Genomic DNA, 25805 nt, shown 5'->3' with positions numbered 1-25805 from the left:
GGATTCGGGAGTCGGGATTAGGGATTCGTTGGAGGCAACAGCAACGGCCGTCTCCGCTTCGCGCGCGAAGCGCAGCGATGCTCTAAGCGCGCGGTGTCAGTTCCCAGAAACCCGCTTTTGCGAATCCCGAATCCCGATTCCCGATTCCCCAATCCCGGCCTTTCACTGCTGCGCCGACTGGTCTTCCGGGTCGCGGCGGGCGGGGGAGCGGCGGGGAGGCAGGGGCGGAAGGGCGTCGCGGGCTTCGGTGTCGTGGTCGGCGGCCAGGGCCGGTTCCCAGGGGAAGCGCGGCAGGGTGCGCACGGCGTTCTCCAGCTTGCGCGACCACGTGTCGTGGATCTCGGCGTACAGCGGGGTGTCGGCTTCCAGGCGCATGCGCTCGGTCACGCGCAGGTCGTTGCGGCGGATCAGCGCCAGGTCGATCGGCATGCCCACCGACAGGTTGGAGCGGATGGTCGAGTCCAGCGACACCAGGGCGGTGCGCGCGGCATCTTCCAGTTGCATCTCCGAACGGATGATGCGGTCCAGGATCGGCTTGCCGTACTTGGATTCGCCGATCTGCAGGTAGGGCGTCTCCGGCGAGGTGGCGATGGCGTTGCCGAGCGGGTAGATCATGTACAGCCCGGGCCGTTCGCCGGCGATCTGCCCGCCCAGGATCAGCGTCGACTGCACGTTGACGCCGCTGTGCTGGGATTGCTCGGAGAGCTTGATCTGGCTGGAGGCCAGCACCTCGCCGACGTACTCGGCCACCTCGAACAGGTGACGGAAGCTGCGCAGGCTGCGCGGCGCCTCCGGATCCTCGGCGTCGCGCTGCAGGCGTGAAATGGTCAGTTGGGTGGTCGCCAGGTTGCCGGCCGACATCAGTGCGAACACCGCCTGGCCCGGATACTCGAACACGTGCAGCTTGCGGTGCACGCGGACGTCGTCCAGCGAGGCGTTGGTGCGGGTGTCAGCGGCGAAGACCAGGCCTTCGTCCACTTCGATGCCGACGCAATATGTCATGGCGATGCCGAAACCGGGTGCATCTGGATTCTATGCGGGCTGGCGCGGGCTGGCTAGCCGTTGACGCTCGGCGCCGCGGCATGCGCGAATAGTGCATGACCACCGTGCTTCTGAGCCTGGGCAGCAATCTGCGCCCGCATCACCACCTGGCCGCGGCGATCGCGGCGCTGCGCCGGCAGTTCGGCGCGATCGCGGTGTCGCCGACCTATCGCACCGCGGCGGTCGGCTTCGACGGGCCGGCGTTCCTGAACAACGCGGTGGCGCTGCAGACCGACTGGGAGCTGGCGCCGCTGGACGACTGGCTGCATGCGCTGGAGGACGCGCATGGCCGCGACCGCAGCGGCCCGCGCTTCAGCGACCGCACCCTGGACATCGACGTGGTGTTCTACGGCGACCGCATCGTCGAAGGTCCCGGCCACCTGCGCATCCCGCGGCCCGAGCTGCGCCACGCCTTCGTGCTCAAGCCGCTGGCCGACATCGCCGCCGATTTCGTCGACCCGGTCAGCGGCCAAACCCTCGGCGCGCTATGGCAGGCGCATGCGGAGCATGGGAAGGCGTTCGAGGTGGTCGAGTTGGTTGAGTAGCGGGGATTGGGGATTGGGGATTCGCAAAAGCGGATTGCAGCGGTCCGATAGCGCCCGCGTGAACGTCGTTGCGCTTACCCGATGAGGTCTCTGCTGCCTGAAGCGAATCCCCAATCCCTGCATCCCGAATCCCTGCTTCACAGCGAATCTCCAATCCCGAATCCCCAATCCCGGCCTCACATCAACCCACGCCCACCATCCACCCGCACGGTCTGCCCGGTGACGAAGCTGGCGTCGTCGAGCAGCCAGCGCACGGCCTCGGCGATTTCCTCGACCTGGCCGATGCGCGCCAGCGGGGTGCGTGCCAGCAGGGCTTGTTGTGCGGCGGCGTCCTTGCCGGCGTCTGGCCACAGGATCGCGCCGGGGGCGATGGCGTTGACCCGCACCTGCGGCGCCAGTTCCAGCGCCAGCGAGCGGGTCAGCATCGCCAGGGCGGCCTTGGCCGCGCTGTACAGCGGATGCGCGCGCAGCGGCGTTTCCGCGTGCACGTCGGTCATGTTGACGATCGCGCCGCCGTGCTGACGCAGCTGCGCGGCCGCGGCCTGCGCCAGGAACAGCGGCGCGCGCGCGTTGACCGCGAACAGGTCGTCCCACTGCGCTGGTGTGGCCTCGTGCAGCGGCGTGGGATAGAAGTTGGAGGCGTTGTTGACCAGCGCGTCGAGCCGGCCGAAGCGGGCCACGCACTGCGTCACCAGGTCGGGCAGCTGCGCGGTGTCGCGCAGGTCGGCCTGCAGCGTCAGCGTGCTGCCGGCGCGCTGGGATTCCAGTTCCTGCGCCAGCGCCTGCAGCTCGGCTTGCGAGGTGTGCGCATGCAAGGCCACGTCATAGCCGGCCGCGTGCAGGCGCCGGGCGATGCCGGCGCCGATGCGCCGCGCGCTGCCGGTGATCAGGGCGACTTTGGTCTGGGTCATGTACGGGTTCCATGCTCGGCTATGCTGTGCATTGTCCACGCAATCGCGCAGCGCATGCCCACCGACCTTCCTTTGCCCGATGCCACCGCGCTGGCCCACAGCGATCGCCTGGCCGCGCACATGCGCGCCGAGATCGCCGCCGCCGGCGGAGCCATTCCGTTCTCGCGCTTCATGGAGCTGGCGCTGTACGCGCCCGGCCTGGGCTACTACAGCGCCGGCAGCAGCAAGTTCGGCGAAGAGGGCGATTTCGTCACCGCGCCGGAACTGGGGCCGCTGTTCGCCGCCACCGTGTCCAATGCGCTGGCGCCGGTGCTGCAGCAACTCGGGCCGCAGGCGCGCGTGCTGGAAGTGGGCGGCGGCAGCGGCGCGTTCGCCGAGGTCATGCTCAAGCGCCTGCTGGCGCTGGATGCGCTGCCCGAGCGCTATGCGATCCTGGAACCCAGCGCCGATTTGCGCGAACGCCAGCGCGAGCGCCTGGCGCGCACGTTGATCCCGCCGGTGTTCGATCTGGTGGAATGGCTGGACCGGCCGTTCGACGACGACTGGAACGGCGTGCTGTTCGCCAACGAGGTGATCGACGCGTTGCCGACGCCGCGCTTCGCGCTGCGCGACGGCGAGGTGTTCGAGGAGACGGTGATGCTGGACGGCGAGGGCCGCTTCCGCCGCGGCGAACAGCCGGCCGATCCGCTGCTAGCGGCGGCGGTGCGCCACCTCGAGCGTTATCTGCAGACGCCGTTCGCCGACGGCTACCGCTCCGAACTGCTGCCGCAGTTGCCGTACTGGATCCAGGCGGTGGCCGGCGGCCTGCGCAGCGGCGCGATGCTGTTCGTGGACTACGGTTATCCGCGCCGCGAGTTCTATCTGCCCGAGCGCGACGATGGCACCTTGCGCGCGTTCTACCGGCACCGCACGCATGCCGATCCGTACCGCTGGCCGGGCCTGCAGGACCTGACCGCCTCGGTGGACTTCACCGCGCTGGCCGAGGCCGGCACCGGGGCGGGCTTCGACCTGGCCGGCTATTGCAACCAGGCCAGCTTCCTGCTCGGCAACGGCCTGGACGCGCTGCTGGCCGAGGCCGAGGCACGCAGCGACGAGACCGCGCGGCTGCGCCTGCGCCAGCAGGTGAAGCGACTGACCCTGCCCAGCGAGATGGGCGAGCGTTTCCAGGTGATGGGCTTCGAGCGCGACGTGTCGCTGGCGCCGGCGTTCCTGTCCGGCGACCTGACCTGGCGGCTGTGATGGCGGCAGTGCGCGACTTCCGCTGGCCCTGGCTGTGGCTGGGGCTGTGGTGGCTGGGCATCGTGGTGCTGATCTACGTGTGCATGATGCCGCACCCGCCGCAATTGTCGGACCTGCCCGACAGCGACAAGGCCGAGCACTTCATCGCCTACCTGCTGCTGGCCGCCGCGGCCGTGCAGGTCTATGCCGGGCCGCGCGCCTGGACCTGGGCCGCGCTGGGCCTGCTGGCACTGGGCGTGGGCATCGAATTCGCGCAGGGCGCCTGGACCACCACGCGCTCGGCCGATCCGCTGGATGCCCTGGCCGACGCCTTGGGCGTGGCGGCCGGCATGGCCACCGCGGCCACGCCGTGGCGCGATCTGCTGTGGCGGCTGGAGCGCGGCAGCCTGCACCGTCGTTGAGCGCGGCGGCGGCGCGGTCTACGCCATCGGCCAAACGCCGGATTTCCCGGCCGCGCGCAAGGCGCGGCAGGTGCACCGCGTCCTAGAGTGCCGGCGCCGGGTACCCCGCCCGGTCGCCGCGCGGCGGCTCCGCGCGCCTGTGCAGGAGAACACGCATGCAAGCACGACAGTCCACCCGTGCCGCGCGCGGCGCCGGCCTGTGCGCCGCGCTGTGCCTGGCGCTCAGCGCCGCGCCCGCCAGCGCCGCCTGGAACGATCTGTGCAGTGGCACCGCCACCTACACCAGCTCCGGGTATTCCGGCGGCGCGCTGCTGCTGGATCCCATCGACCCGGCCGCCACGATCACCGCGCTGAACCCCAATCAGCTCAACTACGGCGGAATCCAGGCGGCGCTGGCCGGCGCCTATCTGCAGGTGCAGGGGCCGCGCGGCTCGGTCACCGTGTACGTCACCGACCTGTATCCAGACGGCGCCGACTGCGGGCTGGACCTGTCGCCCAACGCCTTCGCCGCGATCGGCGACACCAGCGCCGGGCGCATCCCGATCCGCTGGCAGGTGGTGGCCGCGCCGGTCACCGGCAACGTGGTGTACCGGATCAAGGAAGGCAGCTCGCAATACTGGGCGGCGATCCAGGTGCGCAACCACCGCTATCCAGTGGTGAAGTTCGAATACAAGAAGAACGGCGACTGGGTCAGCCTGCCCAAGACCGCGTACAACCACTTCGTCGGCGAGCAGATGGGCGCGCAACTGCTGGAGATCCGCTTGACCGACATTCGTGGCCAGGTGGTCACCGACACCCTCGGCGCGCTGCCCAGCCAGGGCGACAAGGGCGTGTACTTCGCCGACGGGCACGTGCAGTTCCCGCGCTGACTGGCGCTCGTTCATGCACCGGCGGTTGCGCGCCGGCGCTGCTTCCACTCGTATGCGCGCGCCTGCGTCGCGGCGATGACGCCGCAGCGCAGGCGCGGCCGCCTGCTCAGAACTTGAAGTGCAGCGTCGCCATGTAGCGGCGGCCGTTGTGGTAGCGGCCGGCCGGGTGGTCCTTGTCGCCCAGATACTGCAGGTACTCCTCGTCCAGCAGGTTCTGCGCGTCCAGCTGCAGCGACCACTGCGCATTGATCGCGTAGCCCACGCTGGCGCCCAGGTCGGTGTAGTCGTCGACGCTGGCTGGCGCGGCGCCGGCGACGTAGCCGCCGGCCAGGTAGCTGTCGCGCCAGTTCAGGCTTATCCGCGCATTCCATGGGCCCTTCTCGTAGTACGGGCTGAAGGCGACGCTGTTGCGCGACTGGTAGGGCAGCGGATTGCCGCTGTTGTTCTCGCCGCTGGCGTAGGTGTAGTTGGCCGACAGGCCGAAGCCGCTCTCGCCGAACGGCTGCTGGTAGGCCAGGGTGAAGCCCTTGACCTTGCCGGTGCCGGCGTTGCGCGGGCGCTGGATGCTGTAGTCGCAGTAGCCGTCTGCGGTGCAGCCGTTGCTGCCGAGCATTTGCGCCCAGGTCTGCGGCGAGGTGTCGCGGATCGCGTTGTACTGGCGCTCGATGGTGGCCGAGGTGTCGATGTAGTTGTCGATCTTCTTGTAGAAGACCGACCACGCCACCACTGCCTGCGGCGCGAAGTAGTACTCGGCCGAGAGGTTGAAGTTCCACGATTCGTATGGCGACAGCGCGGCATTGCCGCCGCTGCCGGTGAGCGTGGTGTCGTTGAGGAAGGTGTTGTTGACCATCTGGTTGTACGGCGCCCAGGCGATCACCTTGCCGGCGCCGAAGCGGAACACCCAGTCGTTCTCGGTGTCGTAGGCCAGATTCAGCGACGGCAGCAGGAAGTGTTCGGTCTTCGTGCGGGTCTGCCACTTGCTGTCCAGATCCTGCAGCGTCGGCGTGCCGCTGTAGACGAAGCCGCTGCCTTGGGTCTTGGAGTCCACGTAACGCAGGCCGAGGTTGCCGCGCAGGCCGGCATTGGAGAAGTTCAGTTGCACGTAGGCGGCGTTGTTGGTCTGCTGCAGCGCCCAGGTGTTGTTGAGGTAGCTGGACGGATCCGGGTTGGCGTAGTCGACCGGGCTGTTGCGGATCCAGTCGATCACGTTGCCGCGCCCGGCCTGTACGTGCTGGCCGTGGTCGGGGTAGAAGCCGCGGATGTCGGTCAGGCCGATGGTGCCGATGTCGGCCAGCGTGCCGGGGGTGACGCCGCCGTAGACGTTGAGCGCGAAGTCCTCGTCGTGCTTGCCCTGGCGCACGCCGACCAGCAACTGGTTGAACACGCCGTCGAACGGCAGCTCCAGGTCGAGCTGGCCGTAGCGGTCCTTGCTCTGGGTGGAGAACACGCCGTTGTTGCCGATCCAGCCGCCGGCCGAGCCCCAGTTGGCCGGGTTGCGCGCGGCGGTGGGATCGTCGAAGCGGATGCCGCGGTCCAGATCCCAGCGGAAGCCGCCGTTGTAGAACGGTTCGATGAAGTATTGCGCCAGGTCGTCGTTGTCGGACTTGCTCTGGCCGAGCTGGCCGCGCAGGGTCCAGCGTTCGCCACGATAGGCGCCACGCAAATCCAGGCCCTTGGTGGTCACCTGCGATTGGCGCACGTTGTTGTCGTAGATCACCGTGCCGCCGCCCGCGTTGGCGTTGGCGCTGGAATGGCCGCTGTTGACCACGCCGTTGCGCACGTCGCCCAGCGCGTCGACCGCGGCGACGGTGCCCGGGTTCCAGGTGAGGAAGCTGTACATCGACTGGTTGTAGTTGTCGAAGTCTTCCTTGATGTACAGGCCGCTGAGGTTGAACTCCAGCGCGTCGCTGGGCTTGAGCTGCAGGTTGAGCACCGCGCTGTCGCGCTTGCGGTCCTGCTGGAACCAGGCGGCGTTGATCGAGTTGGGCACGTCGGCATCGGCGGGCACGCCGGTGGCGTTGGCGAAGGTGCTGGCCTTGGCGTAGCCGAACACCTCCAGCCCCTGGCGGTCCACGCGTTCCTCGTAGTGCTGCGCGGACACCGCGACGCCGAAGGTCTCCTGCGGATTCTTCCAGCTGTACAGCAGCGACGCGTTCGGCTTGCCTTCGCTGGCCTGTTGGCTGTAGCTGTAGCCCACCGAGCCGGCGATCTCGTTGGCCTTCAGGTCCAGCGGCTGGCGGGTATGCATCAGCACGGTGCCGCCGAGGCTGCCCTCGGTCAGCCGCGCCTCGGAGGATTTGACGATCTCCGCGCGGCCCAGGATCTGCGGCGACAGCAGGGTGTAGTCGAAGCCGCGGTTGGGCTGCTCGCCATACAGCCAGATCGCCTGGGCCACCGGGTGGCCGTCCAGGAACGACAGGTTGAGGCTGGGATCGGTGCCGTCGATGCTGACCCGCTCGCCCTGGCCGAAGCGGCGGTCGATGGTGACGCCGGGAATCTGCGCGAACGCCTCGGCGACGTTGGTGCTGGGGAACTTGCCGATGTCCTCGGCGGTGATCGCCTCGGACACGGTGACGTTGTTGCGCTTGGTGTCCAGCGACTTTTCCAGGCTGGCGCGGATGCCCACCACCTGGACCGCGTCCAGATCGGTGGCGGCGGAATCGGTTTGCTGCGCCTGCGCGGCGAAGGCGAGGACGCTGGCGGCGATGGCCGCGGACAAGACGGAATGGCGATATTGCATGATGTCTCTCCCTCATCATTCAATGGATCAACGCGATTGCGCGGACGGTGCGCCGCGCGCCGGGGTGCCTGTTGCCTTACTGCCTGTGCTGCGGATGCGGGCTGGAGTGCCGGGTGTTGCGAAACGCGAAGGCCGTCGCGTGTTGCGCGGGAAGGCGGGTGCTGCCGGTGCGGTGCGCACGCGCATGCGTGGCCGGTCTTGGTGCGGGCAGGGTGTTAGGGCGGTCACCGGAGACGGCGATCAGCGAGTCCGTCCATCGCGGTCGATCGGAATGGGCTGCGAGAGCGGCGCGGCGCAGCAACAGCCGCAGTGGACTGGGCGCGGCATGCGCGCTCGGCAACGGCTGTGCTTGGTCATGCCACGAAGTGCCGCGTGCGACACGCGACGCGTGCGAACGGATCATTGCGATCACATGCCTCCCTTGGCCCCGCTTTCGCGCCGCAATGCGCGGCTACACCCCCGTGTGCGCCGATTCTTACGAGCCTATGACAACGATGTCAAGTCTTGCTGCGAAAATTTGTCTGGTTCTGGTTTTGCCGCTCAATATCGGCAGTCGATCCCGGAAAGAATGCGCTGCTGAAATAAAAATCATTGTTTATCAAGTGCTTGTGCGGGCACTCAGCGCGGCTTATCACCTTGCGCAAATGAGAATGCAATGCGCTTATGCGGCGGCGCACAAAATTGGTCTCGTTGTCACAATTGGTGCGGCATAGGTATCGTGACAACGATGCGTGAACAACGCCTCGCGAGAAATATTTTCCCCGCGCATGAAATTGATTTTTAAGGTGTTTATCCGGTTAAGCGCGCGAGTCCAGGTGTCATTCTTCGATTTCGTGCGGTGTGGCGTTGACACAATCTTTCTAAGACCATAAGAATCGAAGCGCCTGGAATTGGTCCTTGCCAATTCGGGCCAGATCCGTCAAGCCGCACATGCAGTCGCCCGTTCCGGGGAAGGGACGGGGACGCGCCTCCTGCAACACAGGGCGCAGGAAACAGCCAGAACGTTCCATCGACTCCGTCCGCACGGACGGTATCGCCCTGCGCGTCGCGTCGGGCGCGAGGGAGGGTGCTGCCTGCCGATCGCCGCCCTGGATGTCAGACGTCGTCGTGCCGATCGCCATCAACCAGGATAGCCCAATGCCACATGTCGCCCGCTCCCGTTCGCATTGTTGTCCCCTGTCCGTCCTCGCCAGCGCCATCGCGCTCGGCCTGCTCAGTGCCGCTGCGCAGGCGCAGGAAGCGCCCGCGTCCGATTCGATTTCCCAGCTCGACACGGTGACCGTCACCAGTTCCTACCAGAAGAGCCTGATCACCGCGCTGGACAACAAGCGCGAGGATGCGCGCATGACCGACGGCATCTCGTCGGAGGACATCGGCAAGTTCCCGGCCGAAAACATCGCCGAGGCGATCCAGCGCATTCCCGGCGTGCAGATCTCCACCATCAACGGGCGCGGCTCGACCATCAGCATCCGCGGCCTGGGCCCGCAATACTCGGCCACCACGATCAACGGCCAGACCATCAAGAGCGCCGATTTCACCGACGGCTTCCGCTACGACATCATCCAGCCGGAGGTGGCAGCGGCGATCGAGGTGATCAAGTCGCCGTCGGCGGACATGGATGCCGGCGGCCTGTCCGGCACGGTCAACATCGAGACCACCAAGCCGCTGGACTACAAGGAGCGCAAGCTGATCTTCTCGGCGAAGGAGCAGTACGCCGAATTCGCCGGCGGCGCGCCGACGCCCAAGGGCGTGTTGACCTACATCGACCAGTTCCATCTGGCCGACGGCGGCGAACTGGGCGTGTTCGTCAACGCAGGCTACCAGAAGCTTCGCGACCGTGCCGACTACCTGTGGATCGACCGCTGGTACACCCAGGACACCGGCGACGGCACGCTCTACATCCCGCGGCGTCCGCGCTATCGCTCGATCGAGCGCGAGACCGACCGCAAGATGTTCACCGCCGGGCTGCAGTGGAAACCCAACGACCGGCTGGAGATGAACCTGACCGCGCTGTATTCGCAGGACAAGACCGACAACGACATGAATCAGTTGGTCTACTCCTTCGACCGCAACTACCTGACCGTACTGCAGACCGAAGGCCTGACCGCGACCAAGGTGTCGGCGTCCAACTACTGGCTGGAGAACAACCGCCAGCTCGAGCGCCACGACCTGAGCTCGCAACTGCTGACCTGGGACGCACGCTGGAAGGGCGACGCGTGGACCTTCAGCGGCGTGGCCAACTACACCGAAGGCAAGACCGACGAGGACGAGCGCGCGGTGATCCTCGGCCGCAAGCCGAGCGCGACCCTGTTCGACATGTCCAACCCCGGCGCGATCTCGCTGACCACCGATGCCGACGCCACCGACGCCAGCGCCTGGAACAAGGCCAATCTGGTCCGTGACGAGTACCCCAACGGTGCGATCAACGCGCTGCGCAACAAGGAATGGTCGCTGCAGTTCGATGCCGAGCGCTACGTCGGCAACGGCTTCCTGGACGCGGTCAAGGTCGGCACCAAGTTCCGCCGCGAGACCTTCGACCGCAATGTCTGGCGTCGCGACTTCCTGTACCTGATCAACTCCGGCGCGGTGTCCGGCTACGGCATGTTCCCGGAATTGTCGGCGGCCAGTTCCAACGTCAGCAACTTCCTCGACGGCGACCTGGCCTCGCAGAGCGACTGGGTGGCGCCGGACGTGTACGCCTACGCCAGGGCCCTGGCGGCCTCCGGCATCACCGTGCCGGTGCTGTTCGCGCCGCAGGCCAGCTACCACATCCGCAACGACATCTTCTCCGCCTACGCGCTGGCCAGGATCGACACCGACGTCGGCAGCATGCGCCTGCGCGGCAACGTCGGCGTGCGCTACGAGGGCACCAAGCGCACCACCGACACCTACCTGACCACCGCCTCGCAATACAGCGAGGACGCCAACGAGGTGGTCGGCACCGCGCGCGCCCCGTACGACTACCACAACTGGCTGCCGAGCCTGAACCTGGTGCTGGACATGCGCGAGGACCTGCTGCTGCGCTTCGCCGCCGGCAAGGTACTGGTGCGGCCGATCCTGGATAGCAACACCGCCATCGCCACCACCATCTCCTCCGGCAGCAACACCGGCGGCACCACCACCTACGACGTGGCGCTCGGCCAGACCGACCTGAAGGCGCTGACCGCCGACCAGGCCGACCTCAGCCTGGAGTGGTACTACGGCCAGGGCGGCGGGCTGACCCTGGCCGGCTTCTGGAAGAACGTCAAGAACGGCACCTTCAACAGCATCGTCTGCCCGGCCACGTTCAACGGCACGGCGCTGTCCACCAATGGCGCCGGCGACTGCGTGGACGGCGGCGGCAACATCTACGAGATCACCGCCACCCGCAACGATCCGAGCAAGGTCAAGATCAAGGGCTACGAACTGGGCTGGACGCAATCGTTCGATGCCTGGCTGCCGATCCAGGGCTTCGGGCTGACCGCCAACTTCACCCGGGTGATCCCGCAGCGCGACACCGACTTCAAGATCCGCAACCTGTCGGAGAAGACCTGGAACGCCACCGGCTACTGGGAGAACGCGATGTTCTCCGCGCGCCTGTCGCTGAACCATCGCAGCGAGTACGAGCAGGACAGCAGCGACAGCTTTTTCGCCCGTGAAGGCCACACCATGAAGGCGCGCACCCAGGTCGATGCGGTGCTCGGCTACCAGGCCACCGACAAACTCAGCTTCCAGCTCGGCGCGCTCAACCTGACCAACAAGAAGGAAGAGGCGTACAAGGACATCAGCAGCCGCTGGCAGATGACCGGGGTCACCGGCCGCAGCTTCTACGTGTCGATGCAGTGGGACATCCTGTGAGGGCGGCGCAGGCGCCTGTGGGCTAGCGCGAGCCTGGCCCGGCGCCGCGGTGGCGCCGGGCGGTCGATCCGATGAGGACAAGCGCATGCAACGAAGAACCTTCCTGGCCGGCAGCGCCGGCGCCGGCCTGCTGCTGGCGCTGCCGCGCGGGAGCCGGGCCGGCACGGCGGCGTCCGCCGGGCTCGCCAGCGCGGGCACGGCCGCCGTGGCGGCCGTGCCCGCCGTGACCCTGGCGGCCGATCCCGGCCTGTTCTGCCTGGACGAGGGCTGGCGTTTCCACGAGGGCGACATCCCGTTTCCGCCGATCACCGGGCAGGACGCCAGCTACGACAACGCCAAGGCCGGCAAGGCCTGGGGCGCGGCCGCCGGCGATTTCGACGACAGCCAGTGGCGGCAACTGCGGCTGCCACACGATTTCGCCATCGAGCAGCCGATCGAGGCCAGCGCCAACGTGGCGCAGGGCTATCGCCGCCGCGGCATCGGCTGGTACCGGCGCAGCCTGCGGCTGGACGAGGCGCAGCGCGGCAAGGCGCTGGAACTGCGCCTGGACGGCATCGCCAGCCGCGCCACGGTGTGGGTCAACGGCCTGCTGATGGCGCGCAGTTGGAGCGGCTACGACGGCCTCGCCATCGACATGACCGCGATCGCGCGCTATGGCCAGGATCTGAACACCATCGCGGTGCGCGTGGATGCGGAGGCGATGGACGGGTGGTGGTACGAAGGCGCCGGGATCTACCGGCATACCTGGCTGGCGGTGCGCGATGCGCTGCACATCGTCGGCGACGGCGTGCACGCAGTCCCGCGCAGGGAGGCCGACGATCGCTGGACGCTGCCGGTGACGGTCACCGTCGCCAATGTCGGCGAGCAGGCCGATGCGGCGCTGCTGGAGGCGACGCTGTACGACGCGCAGGGCGCGGTGGTGGCGCAGGGCAGCGCCGCGCTGCAGGCCGGTGCGCTGGCGCAGGTGCAGGCCCAGGTCGTGTTGCAGGTACAGCAGCCGCAGCGTTGGGACGTGGCCGCACCGCATCTGCACCGGCTCACGGCGGTGCTGCGCAGCGCGGGCCGCGAGCGCGATCGCCGCGAGTGCGCGATCGGCTTCCGCACGCTGCGCTTCGATGCGCAACAGGGCTTCTTCCTCAACGAGCGGCCGCTCAAGATCAAGGGCGCCTGCCTGCACCAGGACCATGCCGGGGTCGGCGTGGCGGTGCCGGACAGCCTGCTGGAGTTCCGCATCCGCCGGCTCAAGGCGCTGGGCTGCAACGCGATCCGCCTGCACCACGCGGTGGCGAGCGAACTGCTCGACGTCTGCGATCGCCTGGGCATGCTGGTGATGGCCGAGAACCGCGTGTTCAATCCGGCGCCCGACTACGCTGCGCAACTGCGCTGGCTGGTGCGCCGCGACCGCAACCGCGCCTGCGTGTTCCTGTGGTCGGTGTTCAACGAGGAGCCGATGCAGGGCACCGTCGCCGGCTACGAAATGGTGCGCCGCGCGGTGGCGCTGGTGCGCACGCTCGACGACAGCCGTCCGGTGACCGCGGCGATGAACGACGGGATGCTGACCGAGCGCAACGCGTCCCATGCGGTGGACGTGGTCGGCTTCAACTACCGCCAGTTCAACTACGACCGCGTGCATGCGGCGATGCCGCACACGCCGCTGCTGTCCAGCGAAGACACCAGCGCCTTCCAGACCCGCGGCGCCTGGTTCACCGACATGGACGCGCATGTCATCGCCGAGGACGATTCGGTGGCCGCGCCCTGGGGCAACACCCATCGCGCGTCCTGGAAGCTGATCGACGAGCGGCCCTACCTGGCCGGCGGCTTCGTCTGGACCGGCTTCGACTATCGCGGCGAGCCGACGCCGTTCGAATGGCCGTCGGTTTCCTCGTTCTTCGGCATCATGGACCTGTGCGGCGCCTACTGGCTGCGCCAGGCGCAGTGGATCGACGAGGCGCCGGTGCTGCAGCTGCTGCCGCACTGGAACTGGCCGGGCCGCGAGGGCGCCCCGATCAAGGTGATGGCGTTCTGCAACGCGCAGCAGGTGGAGCTGTGGCTCAACGGTCGTTCGCAAGGGCGGCAGGCGGTGGACCGGATCGCGATGAACACCTGGCAGGTCGCGTATGCGCCCGGCGTGCTGGAAGCGGTGGCGTATCGCGACGGGCACGAGGTCGCGCGGCAGCGGGTGCAGACGGTTGGTGCGCCGGTCGCGCTGCGGCTGACCCCGGACCGCACGCGCATGCACGGCGACGGCCGCGACGCGCAACCGATCACCCTGGAGGCGGTGGATGCGCAGGGCCGCCATGTGCCGTTCGCCGATGCGCAGATCGCGCTGCAGGTCGAAGGCGGGCGCCTGCTCGGCGTCGGCAACGGCGACCCGAACCGGCATGCGCCCGACAACGTGCCGCAGGTGCAGCTGTTCAACGGCCTGGCGCAGGCCATCGTCGAGGCCGGCAGCGGTCGGCGTCGGCTACGTATCGTGGCAAGCGCGCCTGGCCTGCGTGCGGCGCAGGCAGATATCACGCTGGACGCGGCGACGCCGCCGCTGTCGTTGCCGCCGGCCGCCACGGCGATGGTGGTGGGCGGCTGGCGGCGCACCCTGCCGTTCGCCGCGCCGCCGGATCCGGCGCTTCCGCGTGCGGCCAACGACAACAACAGCTGGAGTTTCTGCCAGCCAGGCAACCTGGAGATGCGCGCCGAGCGCGACGGCTACGTGCTGTACCGGACCGCGTTCACGCCCTGGGGCGGAATCCAGCAGCGCGGCGGTCGCTTGCGGCTCGGCCGCGCGACCGGCGCGGTGCAGGTGTATCTGGACCGGCAGCGGGTCGCCAGTGTGGCGGCGGGGCAGCCGGTGTCCCTGCGGCTGTCGCCGGCGGCTGGCGAACGGGTACTGGCGGTGGTGATGCAGGTGAAGGCCGGAGCGCCATTCGGCTTCGACGATGTCGCGACAGTGGAGTATTGAGCCAATGAACCATGCTTTCCGCCAGATCTTCCTGCGCGGCCATGCCGGACTGCGCCGTGTCCAGGCGATATCGCTGCGCGCGCATGCCGTGCTGGTGCTGCTGGCCTGTGCGCTGCTGGCGCCGGGTGCATTCGCGTCGCCCGCGCAGGACACGCAGGGCGGCACCGCACGCGAGGTGCTGCTGCGCACGCTCGGCCCGCGCGCCGCCGAGTTGCAGCTGCAACGGCAGCCGCGCGGCCGCGGCAACGACTGGTACCAGGTCGCCGCCGAGGCCGGCACGCTGCGCGTGTCCGGGTCGTCCGAAGTGGCGCTGGCGCATGGCGCGTACAGCTACCTGCAGTCGATCGGCGCGGCGTCGGTGAGCTGGGAGGGCAGCCGCGTGGCGCTGCCGGCGGTTTACGCGGACGTCCAGGGGCCGCGTGTGGCCACCCCGTTCGCGCACCGCGCCTACCTCAACGTCTGCACCTACGGCTACACCACGCCGTGGTGGGACTGGGCGCGCTGGGAGCGCGAGATCGACTGGATGGCGCTGCACGGCATCGACATGCCGCTGGCGATGGAAGGCCAGGAGTACGTGTGGCAGGCGCTGTGGCGCGAGTTCGGCGTCGCCGATGCGGACCTGGCGCAGTACTTCTCCGGCCCGGCGTTCGCGCCATGGCAGCGCATGGGCAACATCGAGGGCTACGACGCGCCGCTGCCGCAGCAGTGGATCGAGGACAAGCACGCGCTGCAGCTGCGCATCCTGCAACGCATGCGCGCGCTGGGCATGAAACCGGTGCTGCCGGCCTTCGCCGGCTACGTGCCGAAGGCGTTCGCGCAGGCGCATCCGCAGGCGCGCATCTACCGCATGCGCGCCTGGGAGGGCTTCCACGAGACCTACTGGCTGGATCCGGCCGATCCGCTGTTCGCGCAGATCGCGCAGCGCTTCATCCAGCTCTACGACCGCACCTATGGCAAGGGTACCTACTACCTGGCCGATGCGTTCAACGAGATGTTGCCGCCGATCGCCGCCGACGGCAGCGACGCGCGCCTGGCCAGCTACGGCGACAGCACCGCCAACACCGCCAAGGCCAAGCCGCCCGAGGTGCCGCCGGCGCAGCGCGACAAGCGCCTGGCCGCGTACGGCCGTGCGCTGTACGCCTCGATCCACCGCGCCAACCCGGATGCGGTGTGGGTGATGCAGGGTTGGCTGTTCGGTGCCGATCGCCACTTCTGGACGCCGCAGGCGATCGCCGCGTTCCTGCGCGAGGTGCCCAACGACAAGTTGCTGGTGCTGGATATCGGCAACGACCGCTACCCCGGTACCTGGAAGCTGTCCGACGCGTTCGACGGCAAGCAGTGGATCTACGGCTACGTGCACAACTACGGCGGCAGCAATCCGGTGTACGGCGACCTGGCGTTCTACCGCGAGGACCTGCGTGCGCTGCTCGCCGACAAGGGCAAGCAGCAACTGGTCGGCTTCGGCGCCTTCCCGGAAGGGCTACACACCACCTCGGTGGTCTACGAATACATGTACGCATTGGCCTGGGGCACGCAGCAGCGCCCGTTGCAGGACTGGCTCGACGACTACACCCGCGCCCGCTACGGGCACACCTCGCCGGCCTTGCGCGCGGCCTGGGACGACCTGCAGGCGTCGGTGCTGTCGACCCGCTACTGGACGCCGCGCTGGTGGCGCAGCCGCGCCGGCGCCTACCTGTTGTTCAAGCGGCCGACGCTGGACATCGGCGAGTTCGAAGGTGCGCCCGGCGATCCGCCGCGATTGCGCCGCGCGGTGCAGCAACTGCTGGCGCTGGCGCCGGAGTACGCCGACGCGCCGTTGTATCGCTACGACCTGGTCGATTTCGCCCGCCACTACGCCACCGGCCGCGTGGACGTGCAGTTGCAGCAGGCGGTGGCCGCCTACCGGCGTGGCGATGTCGCGGCCGGCGACGCGGCGACCACGCGCGTGCGCGAGGCGGTGACGCAGCTCGACAGCTTGGTCGGCGGCCAGCAGGACACCCTGTCGAGTTGGCTCGACGCCGCCGCCGGCTATGCGAAGACCCCACAGGACGCGGCCTACTACCGGCGCGACGCCAAGGCGCAGGTCAGCGTGTGGGGCGGCGAGGGCAATCTGGGCGATTACGCGTCCAAGGCCTGGCAGGGCATGTATGCGGACTATTACCTGCCGCGCTGGACGCTGGCGCTGCAGATGCTGCGCGAGGCGGCGGTCGCCGGCGGCAGCGTGGACGAGGCGCAACTGCAGCAACGGCTGCGCGCCTGGGAACGGGACTGGGTGGCGCGCGACACCGCCTACGTGCGGCACGCGCCGGCCGATCCGGTGGCGGCGGTGCGCACGCTGCTGCAACAGGTGGATGCGCCATGAGCGCCGCGTCCGTCCGCCTTCCCGCCGCGGCGCCGCCGCGCGAACGCTTCCTGTCGCTGGACGTGTTCCGCGGCCTGACCATCTTCCTGATGATCCTGGTCAACACGCCGGGTGCCGGCGCCGATGCGTTCGTGCAACTGCGGCATACGCCGTGGTTCGGCTTCACCGCCGCCGACCTGGTGTTTCCGTCGTTCCTGTTCGCGGTCGGCAACGCGATGAGCTTTGCGCTGGACCGCGGCCAGCCGCTCGGCGCGTTCCTGCGCCGGGTCGGCAAGCGCAGCGCGCTGATCTTCCTGCTCGGCTTCTTGATGTACTGGTTCCCGTTCGTACACCAGGGCGCGGACGGCCACTGGAGCCTTACCGCGATCGACCAGACCCGGGTACCGGGCGTGCTGCAGCGCATCGCGCTGTGCTACGCGCTGGCGGCGCTGCTGTGCCGCTGGCTGTCGCCGCGCGGCCTGCTGGGCATGTGCGTCGCGCTGCTGCTCGGCTACTGGGGCGCGCTGTACCTGTGGGGCCAGCCGGGCGCGGAGCTGAGCAAACTCGGCAATGCCGGCACGCGCCTGGACCTGTGGCTGCTGGATCCGGCGCAGCTGTATCGCAAGGACGGCGGGTTCGATCCGGAGGGCCTGCTCGGCACCTTGCCGGCCACGGTCAACGTCATCGCCGGCTACCTGACCGGGTTGTACGTGCGCCGGGTCGGCAAGCAGGCGCGCACGGTGCGCTGGTTGTGGCTGGCCGGCGGCGCGCTGGTCCTGCTGGCGCTGGCCTGGCAGCCGTGGTTCCCGCTGGCCAAGAAACTGTGGACCGGCTCGTTCGTGCTGCTGACCGTAGGCCTGGACCTGTGGCTGCTGGGCGCGCTGCTGTGGGCGATCGAAGTGCGCCATTGGCAGGCCGGCAGCGGCTTCTTCACCGTGCTCGGGCGCAATCCGTTGGCGATCTATTTGTTTTCCGAACTGTTCGTGGTCTGCCTGCGGCTGGTCCCGGCCGGCGCCAGCGGCATGGACCTGTACCAGTGGCTGGGCGTGGAGGTGTTCCAGCGGCTGCTGCCCGGCCCGTGGGGCAGCCTGGCCTGCGCATTGGCCTATACGTTGCTGTGTTGGCTGGTGGGCTGGTGGATGGATCGCAGGAGGCTGTACCTGCGGCTGTGACCCGGCGTGCACGGACCGCGAATTGGTACTATATTGGACATAACGAATTCATGCGGACTGGAGAGCGCGCCATGACAAAGCCCAAGCCGCAGGCCGATCCACGCCTGCATGCGCTGGCCGTGGATCCGGACGCGCCCACGCCGCTGTACCTGCAACTGGCTAGCAAGCTGGTGGAGGCGATCAAGGGCGGGCAGTGGAAGCCGGGCGAGGCGCTGCCGGCCGAACGGCAACTGTGCGAATACCTGCAGGTGTCGCGGGTGACCCTGCGCCAGGCCGTGGACGCGCTGGTCGAGCAGGGCCTGGTGTCGCGCCGCCAGGGCGCCGGGACCTTCGTCACCTCGCACATCCAGCACCAGCTCAGCGGCCTGGCCAGCTTCAGCGAAACCCTGCGCATGAAGGGGCTTGAGCCTGGCACGCGCTGGCTGGAGCGGCGCACGCGTCCGGCGCACGGGGAGGAGATCCTGCGCCTGGGCCTGTCGCCGGACACGGTGGTTGCGGCGCTGACCCGTCTGCGCAGCGCCGACGGCCGGGTGATGGCTTACGAGAAGGCGGTGCTGCCGCAGCACGTGGTGCCCGATCCGCACGCCATCGCCGATTCGCTCTACAGCTACCTGGACGAGCGCGGCACCCCGGTGGTGCGGGCGCTGCAGTACTTTCGCGCCATCAACCTGCCGGCGCGGCTGGCCGGCCATCTCGGCATGAAGGAAGGCGAGGCGATCCTGCATGTGGTGCGGGTCGGCTACACCCGCGACGGCAGCGCGATCGAACTGACCGACACCTATTGCCACAACGACTACTACGACTTCGTCGCCGAACTGCGACGCTGATCGCCGACCCCCGCGCCCTCCCGGAGCACGCCCGCCCATGACCACCGCACGGCCCGCCAGTCCCTACGCCTCCATCGCCATCGTCGGCCTGTTGTTCTTCATCATGGGCTTCTTTACCTGGATCAACGGGCCGTTGATCCTGTTCGCCAAGGTCGCCTTCAATGTCAGCGACACGTTCGCGTTCCTCATTCCGAGCGCGTTCTACATTTCCTACTTCTGCCTGGCATTGCCTTCGTCGTTCATCCTGAAGCTGACCGGGATGAAGAAGGGCCTGGCGCTGAGCCTGCTGATCCTGGCGATCGGCGCGGCCATCTTCGGCCAGTTCACCAATGCCCGTTCCTACGTGGGCGCGGTGAGCGGCATCTTCATCATCGGCGGCGGCCTGGCCCTGCTGCAGACCGCGGTCAATCCGTACATCAGCATCCTCGGGCCGATCGACGGCGCCGCGCGCCGTATCGCGCTCATGGGCATCTGCAACAAGGTGGCGGGCGCGCTGGCCACGTATGGGCTGGCGAGGGTGGTCCTGCACGGCATGGAGGATTTTTCGACCCAGATCGAACAGGTGCTGCCGGCGCAGAAGGAACTGCTGTTGCAGGAGTTCGCCGGCCGCATCCACGGCCCCTACATGGCGATCGCCAGCGTGCTTGCCGTGCTTTCCGTGGCCATCCTGTTTTCGCCCCTGCCCGAGATCAGCGCCGAGAAGGCCAACGCGTCGGCCGCCGACGAGCGCAGCCGCGACAGCATCTTCGCGTTCCCGCACGTGTGGCTGGGCGCGTTGTGCATCTTCGTGTACGTCGGCGCCGAGGTGATGGCGGGCGATGCGATCGGCATCTACGGCAACAGCCTCGGTCTCTCGCTCGACTACGCGAAGTATTTCACCATCGGCACCCTGGCCTGCATGCTGGCGGGCTACCTGGTCGGCCTGGTGCTGATTCCGAAGTACATCTCGCAGGAGAAGTACCTGTCCATTTCGGCATGCCTCGGCATCGTCTTTTCGCTGTGCGCGATGTTGACCGGCGGCTATGTCTCGGTGGCGTTCGTGGCGGCGCTCGGATTCGCAAACGCCATCATGTGGCCGGCCATCTTCCCGCTGGCCATCAAGGGGCTGGGAAAGTTCACCGAGAAGGGCGCGGCGCTGTTGATCATGGGCATCGTGGGCGGCGCCGCGGTGCCGCAGCTGTTCGCCCATCTGAAGGAGTCGTTCGATTTCCAGGTGGTCTTCGCCGGCTTGATGATCGCCTGCTACCTGTACATCTTGTTCTTCGCGCTGCGCGGTCACCGCGTCGGCCAGGGCGCGCGGTGAGCTGACGCGCTTTTCTCCAACCCGGCAAACTCATTCCAATGCGCAGACCCACCATCAAAGACGTCGCCGAACGGGCGCGGGTGTCGCTGAAGACCGTCTCGCGGGTCATCAACAACGAACCGTCGGTGATGCAGGCCACGCGCTCGCGCGTGCTGCATGCCATCGCCGAGCTGGACTACGAGCCGGATCCGTCGGCGCGCAACCTGCGCAGCGGCACGCCGTTCGTGATCGGGCTGGTGTACGACAACCCCAACCCGTACCACATCATCGGCGTGCAGAACGGCGTGCTCGCCGCCTGCCGCGAGACCGGCTTCGGCCTGCAGATCCATCCCTGCGATTCCACCGCGCCGATGCTGGCCGAGGAACTGGCCGAGTGGACCCAGCGCTCGCGCCTGGCCGGGCTGGTGCTGACCGCGCCGATGTCCGAGCGCGCCGACCTGGTCGCGGCGCTGGCCGCGCGCGGGATCAAGACCGTGCGCATCATCGCCGCCACCGAGGATCCGCAGGACGGCCCCTGCGTCTACGTCGACGACCGCGATGCCGCCTACGAGATCACCGAGCACCTGATCCAGCTCGGCCACCAGCGCATCGGCTTCCTGTGGGGCGGCACCTCGCACCGGTCCAGCGGCGAGCGCTACGCCGGTTACGAGGCGGCGCTGAAGGACTACGGCATCACCCTGGACAAGCACCTGGTGATCCCCGGCGACTACACCTTCGACGATGGCTTCCGCGGCGCGCGGCGGCTGCTGGCGCTGCGCGAGCCGCCGACCGCGATCTTCGGCTCCAACGACGAGATCGCCGCCGGCGTACTGGCCGCGGCCAAGTCGGCAGGCATGAACGTACCCTACGACCTGTCCATCGCCGGCTTCGAGGACAGCCCGTTCTCGCGCCAGTCGTGGCCGCCGCTGACCACCGCCAAGCAGGCCACCGAAGACATCGCCCGCCACGCCGCGCGGCTGCTGATCAGCCAACTGCGCAGCGATGCCTACGAAGACCATCCGGCGCCGGTGCACAACCAGGGCTTCGTGCCGCAACTGGTGGTGCGTGGCTCGACCGCGCCCATGCAGCCGCATTCCCGCCGTTCCTCCTCCCCTGACCCCACATGACCCTGCCCATGGCGCTGCCCTCCGAAACCGACACCCTGATGTTCCGCGAAGCCGCGGAAGCCGCCGCGGTCATCGCCGCGCAGTTCGAACGCAACCACGCCACCGTGAGCGCGCTCGCCGCGTCGTTGCGCGCCGCGCCGCCGCCGTTCGTGGTGACCTGCGCGCGCGGCAGTTCCGACCACGCCGCCACCTACGCCAAGTACCTGTTCGAGACCCAGCTCGGCGTGGTCACCGCCTCGGCCTCGCCGTCGGTGGGGTCGGTGTACGAAGCGCCGCTGCAGTTGCGCGGCGCGCTGTACCTGGTGATCTCGCAATCGGGCAAGAGCCCGGATCTGCTGCGCAACGCGCAGGCGGCCAAGGACGCCGGCGCGCGCGTGGTGGCCCTGGTCAACGTCGAGGATTCGCCGCTGGCGCAGCTGGCCGACACGGTGATCCCGCTCGGCGCCGGCCCGGAGAAGAGCGTGGCCGCGACCAAGAGCTACCTGGCCTCGCTGGCGGCCATCCTGCAGCTCGGCGCGCACTGGAAGAACGACCCGGCGCTGCTGGGCGCACTGCAGGAATTGCCGCAGGCGCTGCGTGCGGCCTGGCAGGCCGACTGGCGCTCGCTGACCGACGGCCTGGTCGAGGCGCACAACCTGTTCGTGCTCGACCGCGGCCTCGGCCTGGCGGCGGCGCAGGAAGCGGCGCTGAAGTTCAAGGAGACCTGCGGCCTGCACGCCGAGGCCTACAGCTCGGCGGAAGTGAAGCACGGGCCGATGGCCCTGGTCGGCCCGGGCTTCCCGGTGCTGGCGTTCGACCAGCCGGACGAAGCCGGCGAGGGCACCCGGCGCCTGGCCGAGGAGTTCCGCGGCCGCGGCGCACAGGTGTGGCTGGCCAGCGCCGGCGGCGACCTGCCGCTGGTCGCCGCACCGCATCCGGCCTGCGCGCCCTTGCTGGCGATCCAGAGCTTCTACCGCGCGATCAACGCCCTGGCGCTGCGCCGTGGCTACAACCCGGACCTGCCGCCGCATCTGAACAAAGTGACGGAGACCGTCTGATGACCACGGTGGCGCTGCGCAATGCGCGCGTGCTCGGCGAGGACGGGTTTCTCGACGGCGTCAGCGTGCTGCTGGAGGGCGGGCGCATCCTCGCCCTGCTCGACGACGCCGATCCGCGCGTGGCGGCAGCGCCGGTGCAGCACGACCTGGGCGGCGGCAGCCTGTTGCCGGGCTTCATCGACTTGCAGGTCAACGGCGGCGGCGGCGTGCTGTTCAACAACCGCACCGACGTCGAGGCGCTGCGTCGCATCGGCCAGGGCCACCGCCGCTACGGCACCACCGGCTACCTGCCGACGCTGATCAGCGACGACGTGGAGGTGATGCGCGCGGCGATCGCCGCCACGCGCCAGGCCATCGCCGAAGGCGTGCCGGGCGTGCTCGGCATCCACCTGGAAGGGCCCTACCTGGCGCCGGCGCGCAAGGGCACCCACAACGCCGACAAGTTCCGCGTGCCCGACGCCGACGAACTGGCCATGGCCACCTCGCTGGACAACGGCGTCACCCTGATCACCCTGGCACCGGAGCGCGTGCCGGCGGCCAGCATCCGCACCCTGGCCGCGGCCGGTGCGCGCGTGTTCGCCGGCCACACCGCCGCCAGCTACGAAGAGACCCGCGCCGGGCTGGACGCCGGCATCTGCGGCTTCACCCATCTGTACAACGCCATGACCCCGTTGCAGGGGCGCGATCCCGGCGTGGTCGGCGCGGCGCTGGAAGACCGCAATGCCTGGTGCGGCGTGATCGTCGACGGCGTGCACGTACATCCGGCCAGCCTGCGCGTGGCGCTGGCGGCCAAGCCGCGCGGCACCGTGTTCCTGGTGACCGACGCGATGCCGATGGTCGGCGCCGACAGCCCCGCGTTCGACCTGTACGGCGAAACCATCACTGCCATCGACGGCGTGGTGCGCAATGCCGCCGGCGCCCTGGCCGGTTCGGCGCTGGACATGGCCAGCGCGGTGCGCAACAGCGTGCAGTGGCTGGACGTGCCGCTGGAAGAGGCCGCGCGCATGGCCTCGCTGTACCCCGCGCAGTGCGTGGGCCTGGACCACCGCTACGGCCACATCGCCCCCGGCTACCAGGCCGATTTGGTGCTGCTGGACGACGCGTTGCAGGTCCGGCATACCTGGATCGCGGGTGTGATGGAGTAGGTGGCGGTACTGCGGCTGTTTAGCCAGGCTGCTGAAACCCGCGCGTGCTGCCATGCGTTGTGTACAGTGTGCGTCGCTGACAACGCAGGCGGCAATGCATGGAACCGAACCGCTATCTCGAAGAGCCGATGGACGCGGCCTGTCTCTTTACCGGGGCGCCGGTGTCAGGCGCCGGCGAGCATGTAATTCCCCGATGGCTTGCTCGGCGCCATCAAGGTGAGGGCCGGGTGTTGCTCGGCGGTGCCGGGAGCTTTGCCCGGCTCTGCGATTTCAAGGCGCCCGCCGATCCACAGGCCAATGCTGAGTTCGGCCGGCTTGAACAACGACTGTCGGAAGACTGGTCCAAGGTCGCGGACGACGAAGCGCATCTGTGGTTGATGAAGCTGTCGGCTGGAATGATGCTGCTGCATCGGCGCTTTGCCAAAAATGCCCGGCATCCTGCCGCACCTGCGTGGTTCAACGAACATGTCGCCGGCGTGTTTCTGAAGGAGTTTCGTGCCGGTTTCGCCGCCTGGAAGAACGGTGCCTACGTCAGGGATGGAAGCCTTGTCCGGTTACCGTGGGACAGCGGTCGGCTCATGGTCGCGCATTTGTTTGGGGCCAGCGAAAAAGACACGCCCGCGGAGCATGGGCGCCCCATGTACCTGTTCGTCCCTTATGGCCTGATGGCGGTCGGGCAGCCTGGGGTCGGTATGCTGGTCGCTACCTTCTTCGAGCCCTCGCGAGATCTTGAAACGTACCTGGCTGCCGCCAGTACCGTTCCCGTCACTGTCTCCGATCTGGCGTGTCGCGCGGATTTGTCCCGCGCGTTCGCCACGGCCGTGCTTGAGCCGCTACTCGCAAAGATGAGCGGTACGGCTGTCGATGGGAGTGAGGTGCTCGCGCTTGCCGCCAATGGTCTGCAGGTCGAGTTCGCGGATCCGGCCGCGATCGATTCGGGATTCAGGGAGCTGCGGGCGCGCGAACTTTGACTGTTCCAGTAGGAAACTAGCGTCCGCGCTCTGCAGACATCGTTGCCGCACTCCGCGCCGCGGCGATCGCCGCGATCCGCGCCTTGGCCAGGGCCTCGCCGATCTGCGGGCCGCTCAGGCCCTGCGCGGCCAGGTCGCGCGCGTTCACCGCCAGCGCCGCCGCATGCAGGCGCTGCAGCGCCGGGCCCTGCGGATAATCGGCATCCTCGCTGCCGAGGCGGCCGCGCTTGTCGGCCTCGCACACCGTTGCCAGCTGCGCGATGCGCTCGGGCTTGCGGAAGCCGTCGCAGCGCTGCAGCAGTTCGTGCACGGTGCGGTCGCGCAACTCGGCCAGGCGATGCACGTTCAGATGCTCGCGGCAGGCGATCTCGGCCAGTTGCCGATGCTCCTGCGGTACCTTGAGGCGTTCGCACAGTGCGCGCAGCGGCGCCAGGCCGCGTTGTTCGTGCATCAGGTGGCGCGGCCATTCCTCCGGCGGCGTCAGTGCCTTGCCCAGGTCGTGGGTCAGCGCGGCGAAGCCGATCAGCGCATCGCCCGGCGCCAGCCGCGCGGCCATGTCGCTGACCAGTTCCTGGTGGCGCCCGGTGTCGACCTCGGGGTGGTACTCGGCGCGTTGCGGCACCCCGTACAGCGCATCCAGCTCCGGCAGCACCCAGCGCAGCGCATCGGCCTCGCGCAGCGTGCGCAGGAACGCCGAGGGCTGCGCCGAGGCCAGGCTGCGCCGCAGTTCCTGCCAGACGCGTTCGGGCACCAGCGTTTCCAGTTCGCCGCCGGCGGCCATCGCGCGCATCAGGTCCATGGTCTCGGCCGCGACGACGAATCCCAGGGGCGCCAGCCGCGCCATGAACCGCGCCGCGCGCAGCACCCGCAGCGGATCCTCGGCGAAGGCCGGGCCGACATGGCGCAGCACCCGCTGCTCGAGATCGCGCGCGCCGCCATACGGATCGACCAGACGCCCATCGGCCTCGTCGCGGGCGATGGCGTTGATGGTGAAGTCGCGCCGCTGCAGATCCTCTTCCAGCGTCACCGACGGATCGGCCTGCACCACGAAGCCGTGGTAACCGCGCCCGGCCTTGCGCTCGGTGCGCGCCAGCGCGAATTCCTCGCCGCTGCGCGGATGCAGGAACACCGGGAAATCGCGGCCCACCTGCTTGTAGCCCAGCTCCAGCATCTGCTGCGCGCTGGCGCCGACCACCACCCAGTCGCGGTCGCCGGGCGGTTGACCGAGCAAGGCGTCGCGGACGGCGCCGCCGACGAGGTAGATGTGCATGGGGCTGGGATTCGGGAGTGGGGATTCGGATTGGTCAGAGCGACATCGCGCGAACGGATGCCGCTGTGGCCTGTTCCAGGAATGCTAACCGCAT

The 25805-nt window shown here is 68.6% G+C and carries 18 protein-coding genes and 1 pseudogene; 15 read left to right on the top strand and 4 right to left on the bottom strand.

Annotated features, from left to right (window positions below; genetic code table 11):
- Nucleotides 1-162: 162 nt before the first annotated feature.
- Nucleotides 163-1002 carry a proteasome-type protease gene (locus AC1PK7_RS16965; RefSeq protein ID WP_481098893.1) on the bottom strand — a complete coding sequence of 280 codons (840 nt, stop codon included), beginning with the start codon at nt 1000-1002 and terminating at the stop codon, nt 163-165.
- A 95-nt stretch (nt 1003-1097) separates the two neighbouring features.
- On the opposite strand from AC1PK7_RS16965, the gene folK reads away from it, so the two are divergent.
- Nucleotides 1098-1586, top strand: a complete 489-nt coding sequence (gene folK, locus AC1PK7_RS16960; protein WP_420007775.1) for a 2-amino-4-hydroxy-6-hydroxymethyldihydropteridine diphosphokinase — start codon at nt 1098-1100, stop codon at nt 1584-1586.
- A 176-nt stretch (nt 1587-1762) separates the two neighbouring features.
- Here the strand turns inward: folK and AC1PK7_RS16955 are convergent, their stop codons facing one another.
- Nucleotides 1763-2497 carry a pteridine reductase gene (locus AC1PK7_RS16955; RefSeq protein WP_481098892.1) on the bottom strand — a complete coding sequence of 245 codons (735 nt, stop codon included), beginning with the start codon at nt 2495-2497 and terminating at the stop codon, nt 1763-1765.
- A gap of 54 nt (nt 2498-2551) precedes the next feature.
- Here AC1PK7_RS16955 and AC1PK7_RS16950 point away from each other — a divergent pair, with 54 nt between their 5' ends.
- The 3 genes and pseudogenes from AC1PK7_RS16950 to AC1PK7_RS16940 form a co-directional block, all read left to right on the top strand.
- The gene (locus AC1PK7_RS16950) at nt 2552-3736 is read left to right on the top strand and encodes a class I SAM-dependent methyltransferase (RefSeq protein ID WP_481098891.1); all 1185 of its coding nucleotides are present in this window, start codon (nt 2552-2554) and stop codon (nt 3734-3736) included.
- Entirely contained in the window at nt 3736-4137 is a 402-nt protein-coding gene (locus AC1PK7_RS16945) for a VanZ family protein (protein ID WP_481098890.1), read from the top strand. The genes AC1PK7_RS16950 and AC1PK7_RS16945 overlap by 1 nt, the downstream gene beginning before the upstream one ends.
- A gap of 266 nt (nt 4138-4403) precedes the next feature.
- Nucleotides 4404-5006, top strand: a pseudogene (locus AC1PK7_RS16940) (expansin EXLX1 family cellulose-binding protein); the annotation flags it as partial.
- 106 nt (nt 5007-5112) lie between these two features.
- Here AC1PK7_RS16940 and AC1PK7_RS16935 read toward each other — a convergent pair.
- Complete coding sequence (locus AC1PK7_RS16935; RefSeq protein WP_481098889.1) at nt 5113-7746, bottom strand: TonB-dependent receptor; 2634 nt, start codon at nt 7744-7746, stop codon at nt 5113-5115.
- A 443-nt stretch (nt 7747-8189) separates the two neighbouring features.
- Here AC1PK7_RS16935 and AC1PK7_RS16930 point away from each other — a divergent pair, with 443 nt between their 5' ends.
- From AC1PK7_RS16930 to AC1PK7_RS16880, 11 genes are all read left to right on the top strand, one after another.
- A complete protein-coding gene (locus AC1PK7_RS16930; protein ID WP_481098888.1) occupies nt 8190-8459 on the top strand; it encodes a hypothetical protein in 270 nt (89 codons plus the stop codon).
- 424 nt (nt 8460-8883) lie between these two features.
- Nucleotides 8884-11583 (top strand): TonB-dependent receptor, encoded by a 2700-nt coding sequence (locus AC1PK7_RS16925; RefSeq protein ID WP_481098887.1) that lies wholly within the window; start codon nt 8884-8886, stop codon nt 11581-11583.
- An 85-nt stretch (nt 11584-11668) separates the two neighbouring features.
- Nucleotides 11669-14539: a beta-galactosidase GalA gene (gene galA / locus AC1PK7_RS16920; RefSeq protein WP_481098886.1), complete on the top strand. Its 2871-nt coding sequence runs from the start codon at nt 11669-11671 to the stop codon at nt 14537-14539.
- 4 nt (nt 14540-14543) lie between these two features.
- Entirely contained in the window at nt 14544-16901 is a 2358-nt protein-coding gene (locus AC1PK7_RS16915; RefSeq protein WP_481098885.1) for an alpha-N-acetylglucosaminidase, read from the top strand.
- Nucleotides 16898-18052: an acyltransferase family protein gene (locus tag AC1PK7_RS16910; protein WP_481098884.1), complete on the top strand. Its 1155-nt coding sequence runs from the start codon at nt 16898-16900 to the stop codon at nt 18050-18052. The genes AC1PK7_RS16915 and AC1PK7_RS16910 overlap by 4 nt, the downstream gene beginning before the upstream one ends.
- A gap of 71 nt (nt 18053-18123) precedes the next feature.
- Entirely contained in the window at nt 18124-18879 is a 756-nt protein-coding gene (locus tag AC1PK7_RS16905; protein WP_010343151.1) for a GntR family transcriptional regulator, read from the top strand.
- A 37-nt stretch (nt 18880-18916) separates the two neighbouring features.
- Nucleotides 18917-20182: a sugar MFS transporter gene (locus AC1PK7_RS16900; RefSeq protein WP_481098883.1), complete on the top strand. Its 1266-nt coding sequence runs from the start codon at nt 18917-18919 to the stop codon at nt 20180-20182.
- Nucleotides 20183-20220: 38 nt separating this feature from the next.
- On the top strand, nt 20221-21288 hold the full coding sequence (locus tag AC1PK7_RS16895; protein ID WP_010343153.1) for a LacI family DNA-binding transcriptional regulator: 1068 nt from the start codon (nt 20221-20223) through the stop codon (nt 21286-21288).
- An 8-nt stretch (nt 21289-21296) separates the two neighbouring features.
- Nucleotides 21297-22325: an SIS domain-containing protein gene (locus AC1PK7_RS16890; protein ID WP_209246297.1), complete on the top strand. Its 1029-nt coding sequence runs from the start codon at nt 21297-21299 to the stop codon at nt 22323-22325.
- Nucleotides 22325-23470 (top strand): N-acetylglucosamine-6-phosphate deacetylase, encoded by a 1146-nt coding sequence (gene nagA / locus AC1PK7_RS16885; protein WP_371183474.1) that lies wholly within the window; start codon nt 22325-22327, stop codon nt 23468-23470. Before AC1PK7_RS16890 ends, nagA begins: the two co-directional genes overlap by 1 nt.
- 98 nt (nt 23471-23568) lie before the next feature.
- Complete coding sequence (locus AC1PK7_RS16880; RefSeq protein WP_420007765.1) at nt 23569-24441, top strand: hypothetical protein; 873 nt, start codon at nt 23569-23571, stop codon at nt 24439-24441.
- A 16-nt stretch (nt 24442-24457) separates the two neighbouring features.
- On the opposite strand, the gene AC1PK7_RS16875 is transcribed toward AC1PK7_RS16880, so the two are convergent.
- Nucleotides 24458-25711 (bottom strand): multifunctional CCA addition/repair protein, encoded by a 1254-nt coding sequence (locus AC1PK7_RS16875; RefSeq protein WP_481098882.1) that lies wholly within the window; start codon nt 25709-25711, stop codon nt 24458-24460.
- Between the last annotated feature and the right edge of the window lie 94 nt (nt 25712-25805).

This window comes from Xanthomonas sp. NCPPB 3174, from assembly GCF_056725205.1.
Note: the sequence above shows the minus strand (reverse complement) of the source record. Positions and strands in the feature narration are given on the sequence as shown.

Excerpts from the sequence above, each read along its gene's own strand:
- AC1PK7_RS16950 (WP_481098891.1), top strand. The coding sequence starts at position 2,552 with ATGCCCACCGACCTTCCTTTGCCCGATGCCACCGCGCTGGCCCACAGC.
- AC1PK7_RS16930 (WP_481098888.1), top strand. The coding sequence starts at position 8,190 with ATGCGCGGCTACACCCCCGTGTGCGCCGATTCTTACGAGCCTATGACA.
- AC1PK7_RS16895 (WP_010343153.1), top strand. The coding sequence starts at position 20,221 with ATGCGCAGACCCACCATCAAAGACGTCGCCGAACGGGCGCGGGTGTCG.
- nagA (WP_371183474.1), top strand. The coding sequence starts at position 22,325 with ATGACCACGGTGGCGCTGCGCAATGCGCGCGTGCTCGGCGAGGACGGG.
- AC1PK7_RS16910 (WP_481098884.1), top strand. The coding sequence starts at position 16,898 with ATGAGCGCCGCGTCCGTCCGCCTTCCCGCCGCGGCGCCGCCGCGCGAA.
- folK (WP_420007775.1), top strand. The coding sequence starts at position 1,098 with ATGACCACCGTGCTTCTGAGCCTGGGCAGCAATCTGCGCCCGCATCAC.
- AC1PK7_RS16905 (WP_010343151.1), top strand. The coding sequence starts at position 18,124 with ATGACAAAGCCCAAGCCGCAGGCCGATCCACGCCTGCATGCGCTGGCC.
- AC1PK7_RS16965 (WP_481098893.1), bottom strand. The coding sequence starts at position 1,002 with ATGACATATTGCGTCGGCATCGAAGTGGACGAAGGCCTGGTCTTCGCC.
- AC1PK7_RS16925 (WP_481098887.1), top strand. The coding sequence starts at position 8,884 with ATGCCACATGTCGCCCGCTCCCGTTCGCATTGTTGTCCCCTGTCCGTC.
- AC1PK7_RS16880 (WP_420007765.1), top strand. The coding sequence starts at position 23,569 with ATGGAACCGAACCGCTATCTCGAAGAGCCGATGGACGCGGCCTGTCTC.
- AC1PK7_RS16955 (WP_481098892.1), bottom strand. The coding sequence starts at position 2,497 with ATGACCCAGACCAAAGTCGCCCTGATCACCGGCAGCGCGCGGCGCATC.
- AC1PK7_RS16945 (WP_481098890.1), top strand. The coding sequence starts at position 3,736 with ATGGCGGCAGTGCGCGACTTCCGCTGGCCCTGGCTGTGGCTGGGGCTG.
- AC1PK7_RS16890 (WP_209246297.1), top strand. The coding sequence starts at position 21,297 with ATGGCGCTGCCCTCCGAAACCGACACCCTGATGTTCCGCGAAGCCGCG.
- AC1PK7_RS16900 (WP_481098883.1), top strand. The coding sequence starts at position 18,917 with ATGACCACCGCACGGCCCGCCAGTCCCTACGCCTCCATCGCCATCGTC.
- galA (WP_481098886.1), top strand. The coding sequence starts at position 11,669 with ATGCAACGAAGAACCTTCCTGGCCGGCAGCGCCGGCGCCGGCCTGCTG.
- AC1PK7_RS16875 (WP_481098882.1), bottom strand. The coding sequence starts at position 25,711 with ATGCACATCTACCTCGTCGGCGGCGCCGTCCGCGACGCCTTGCTCGGT.
- AC1PK7_RS16935 (WP_481098889.1), bottom strand. The coding sequence starts at position 7,746 with ATGCAATATCGCCATTCCGTCTTGTCCGCGGCCATCGCCGCCAGCGTC.
- AC1PK7_RS16915 (WP_481098885.1), top strand. The coding sequence starts at position 14,544 with ATGAACCATGCTTTCCGCCAGATCTTCCTGCGCGGCCATGCCGGACTG.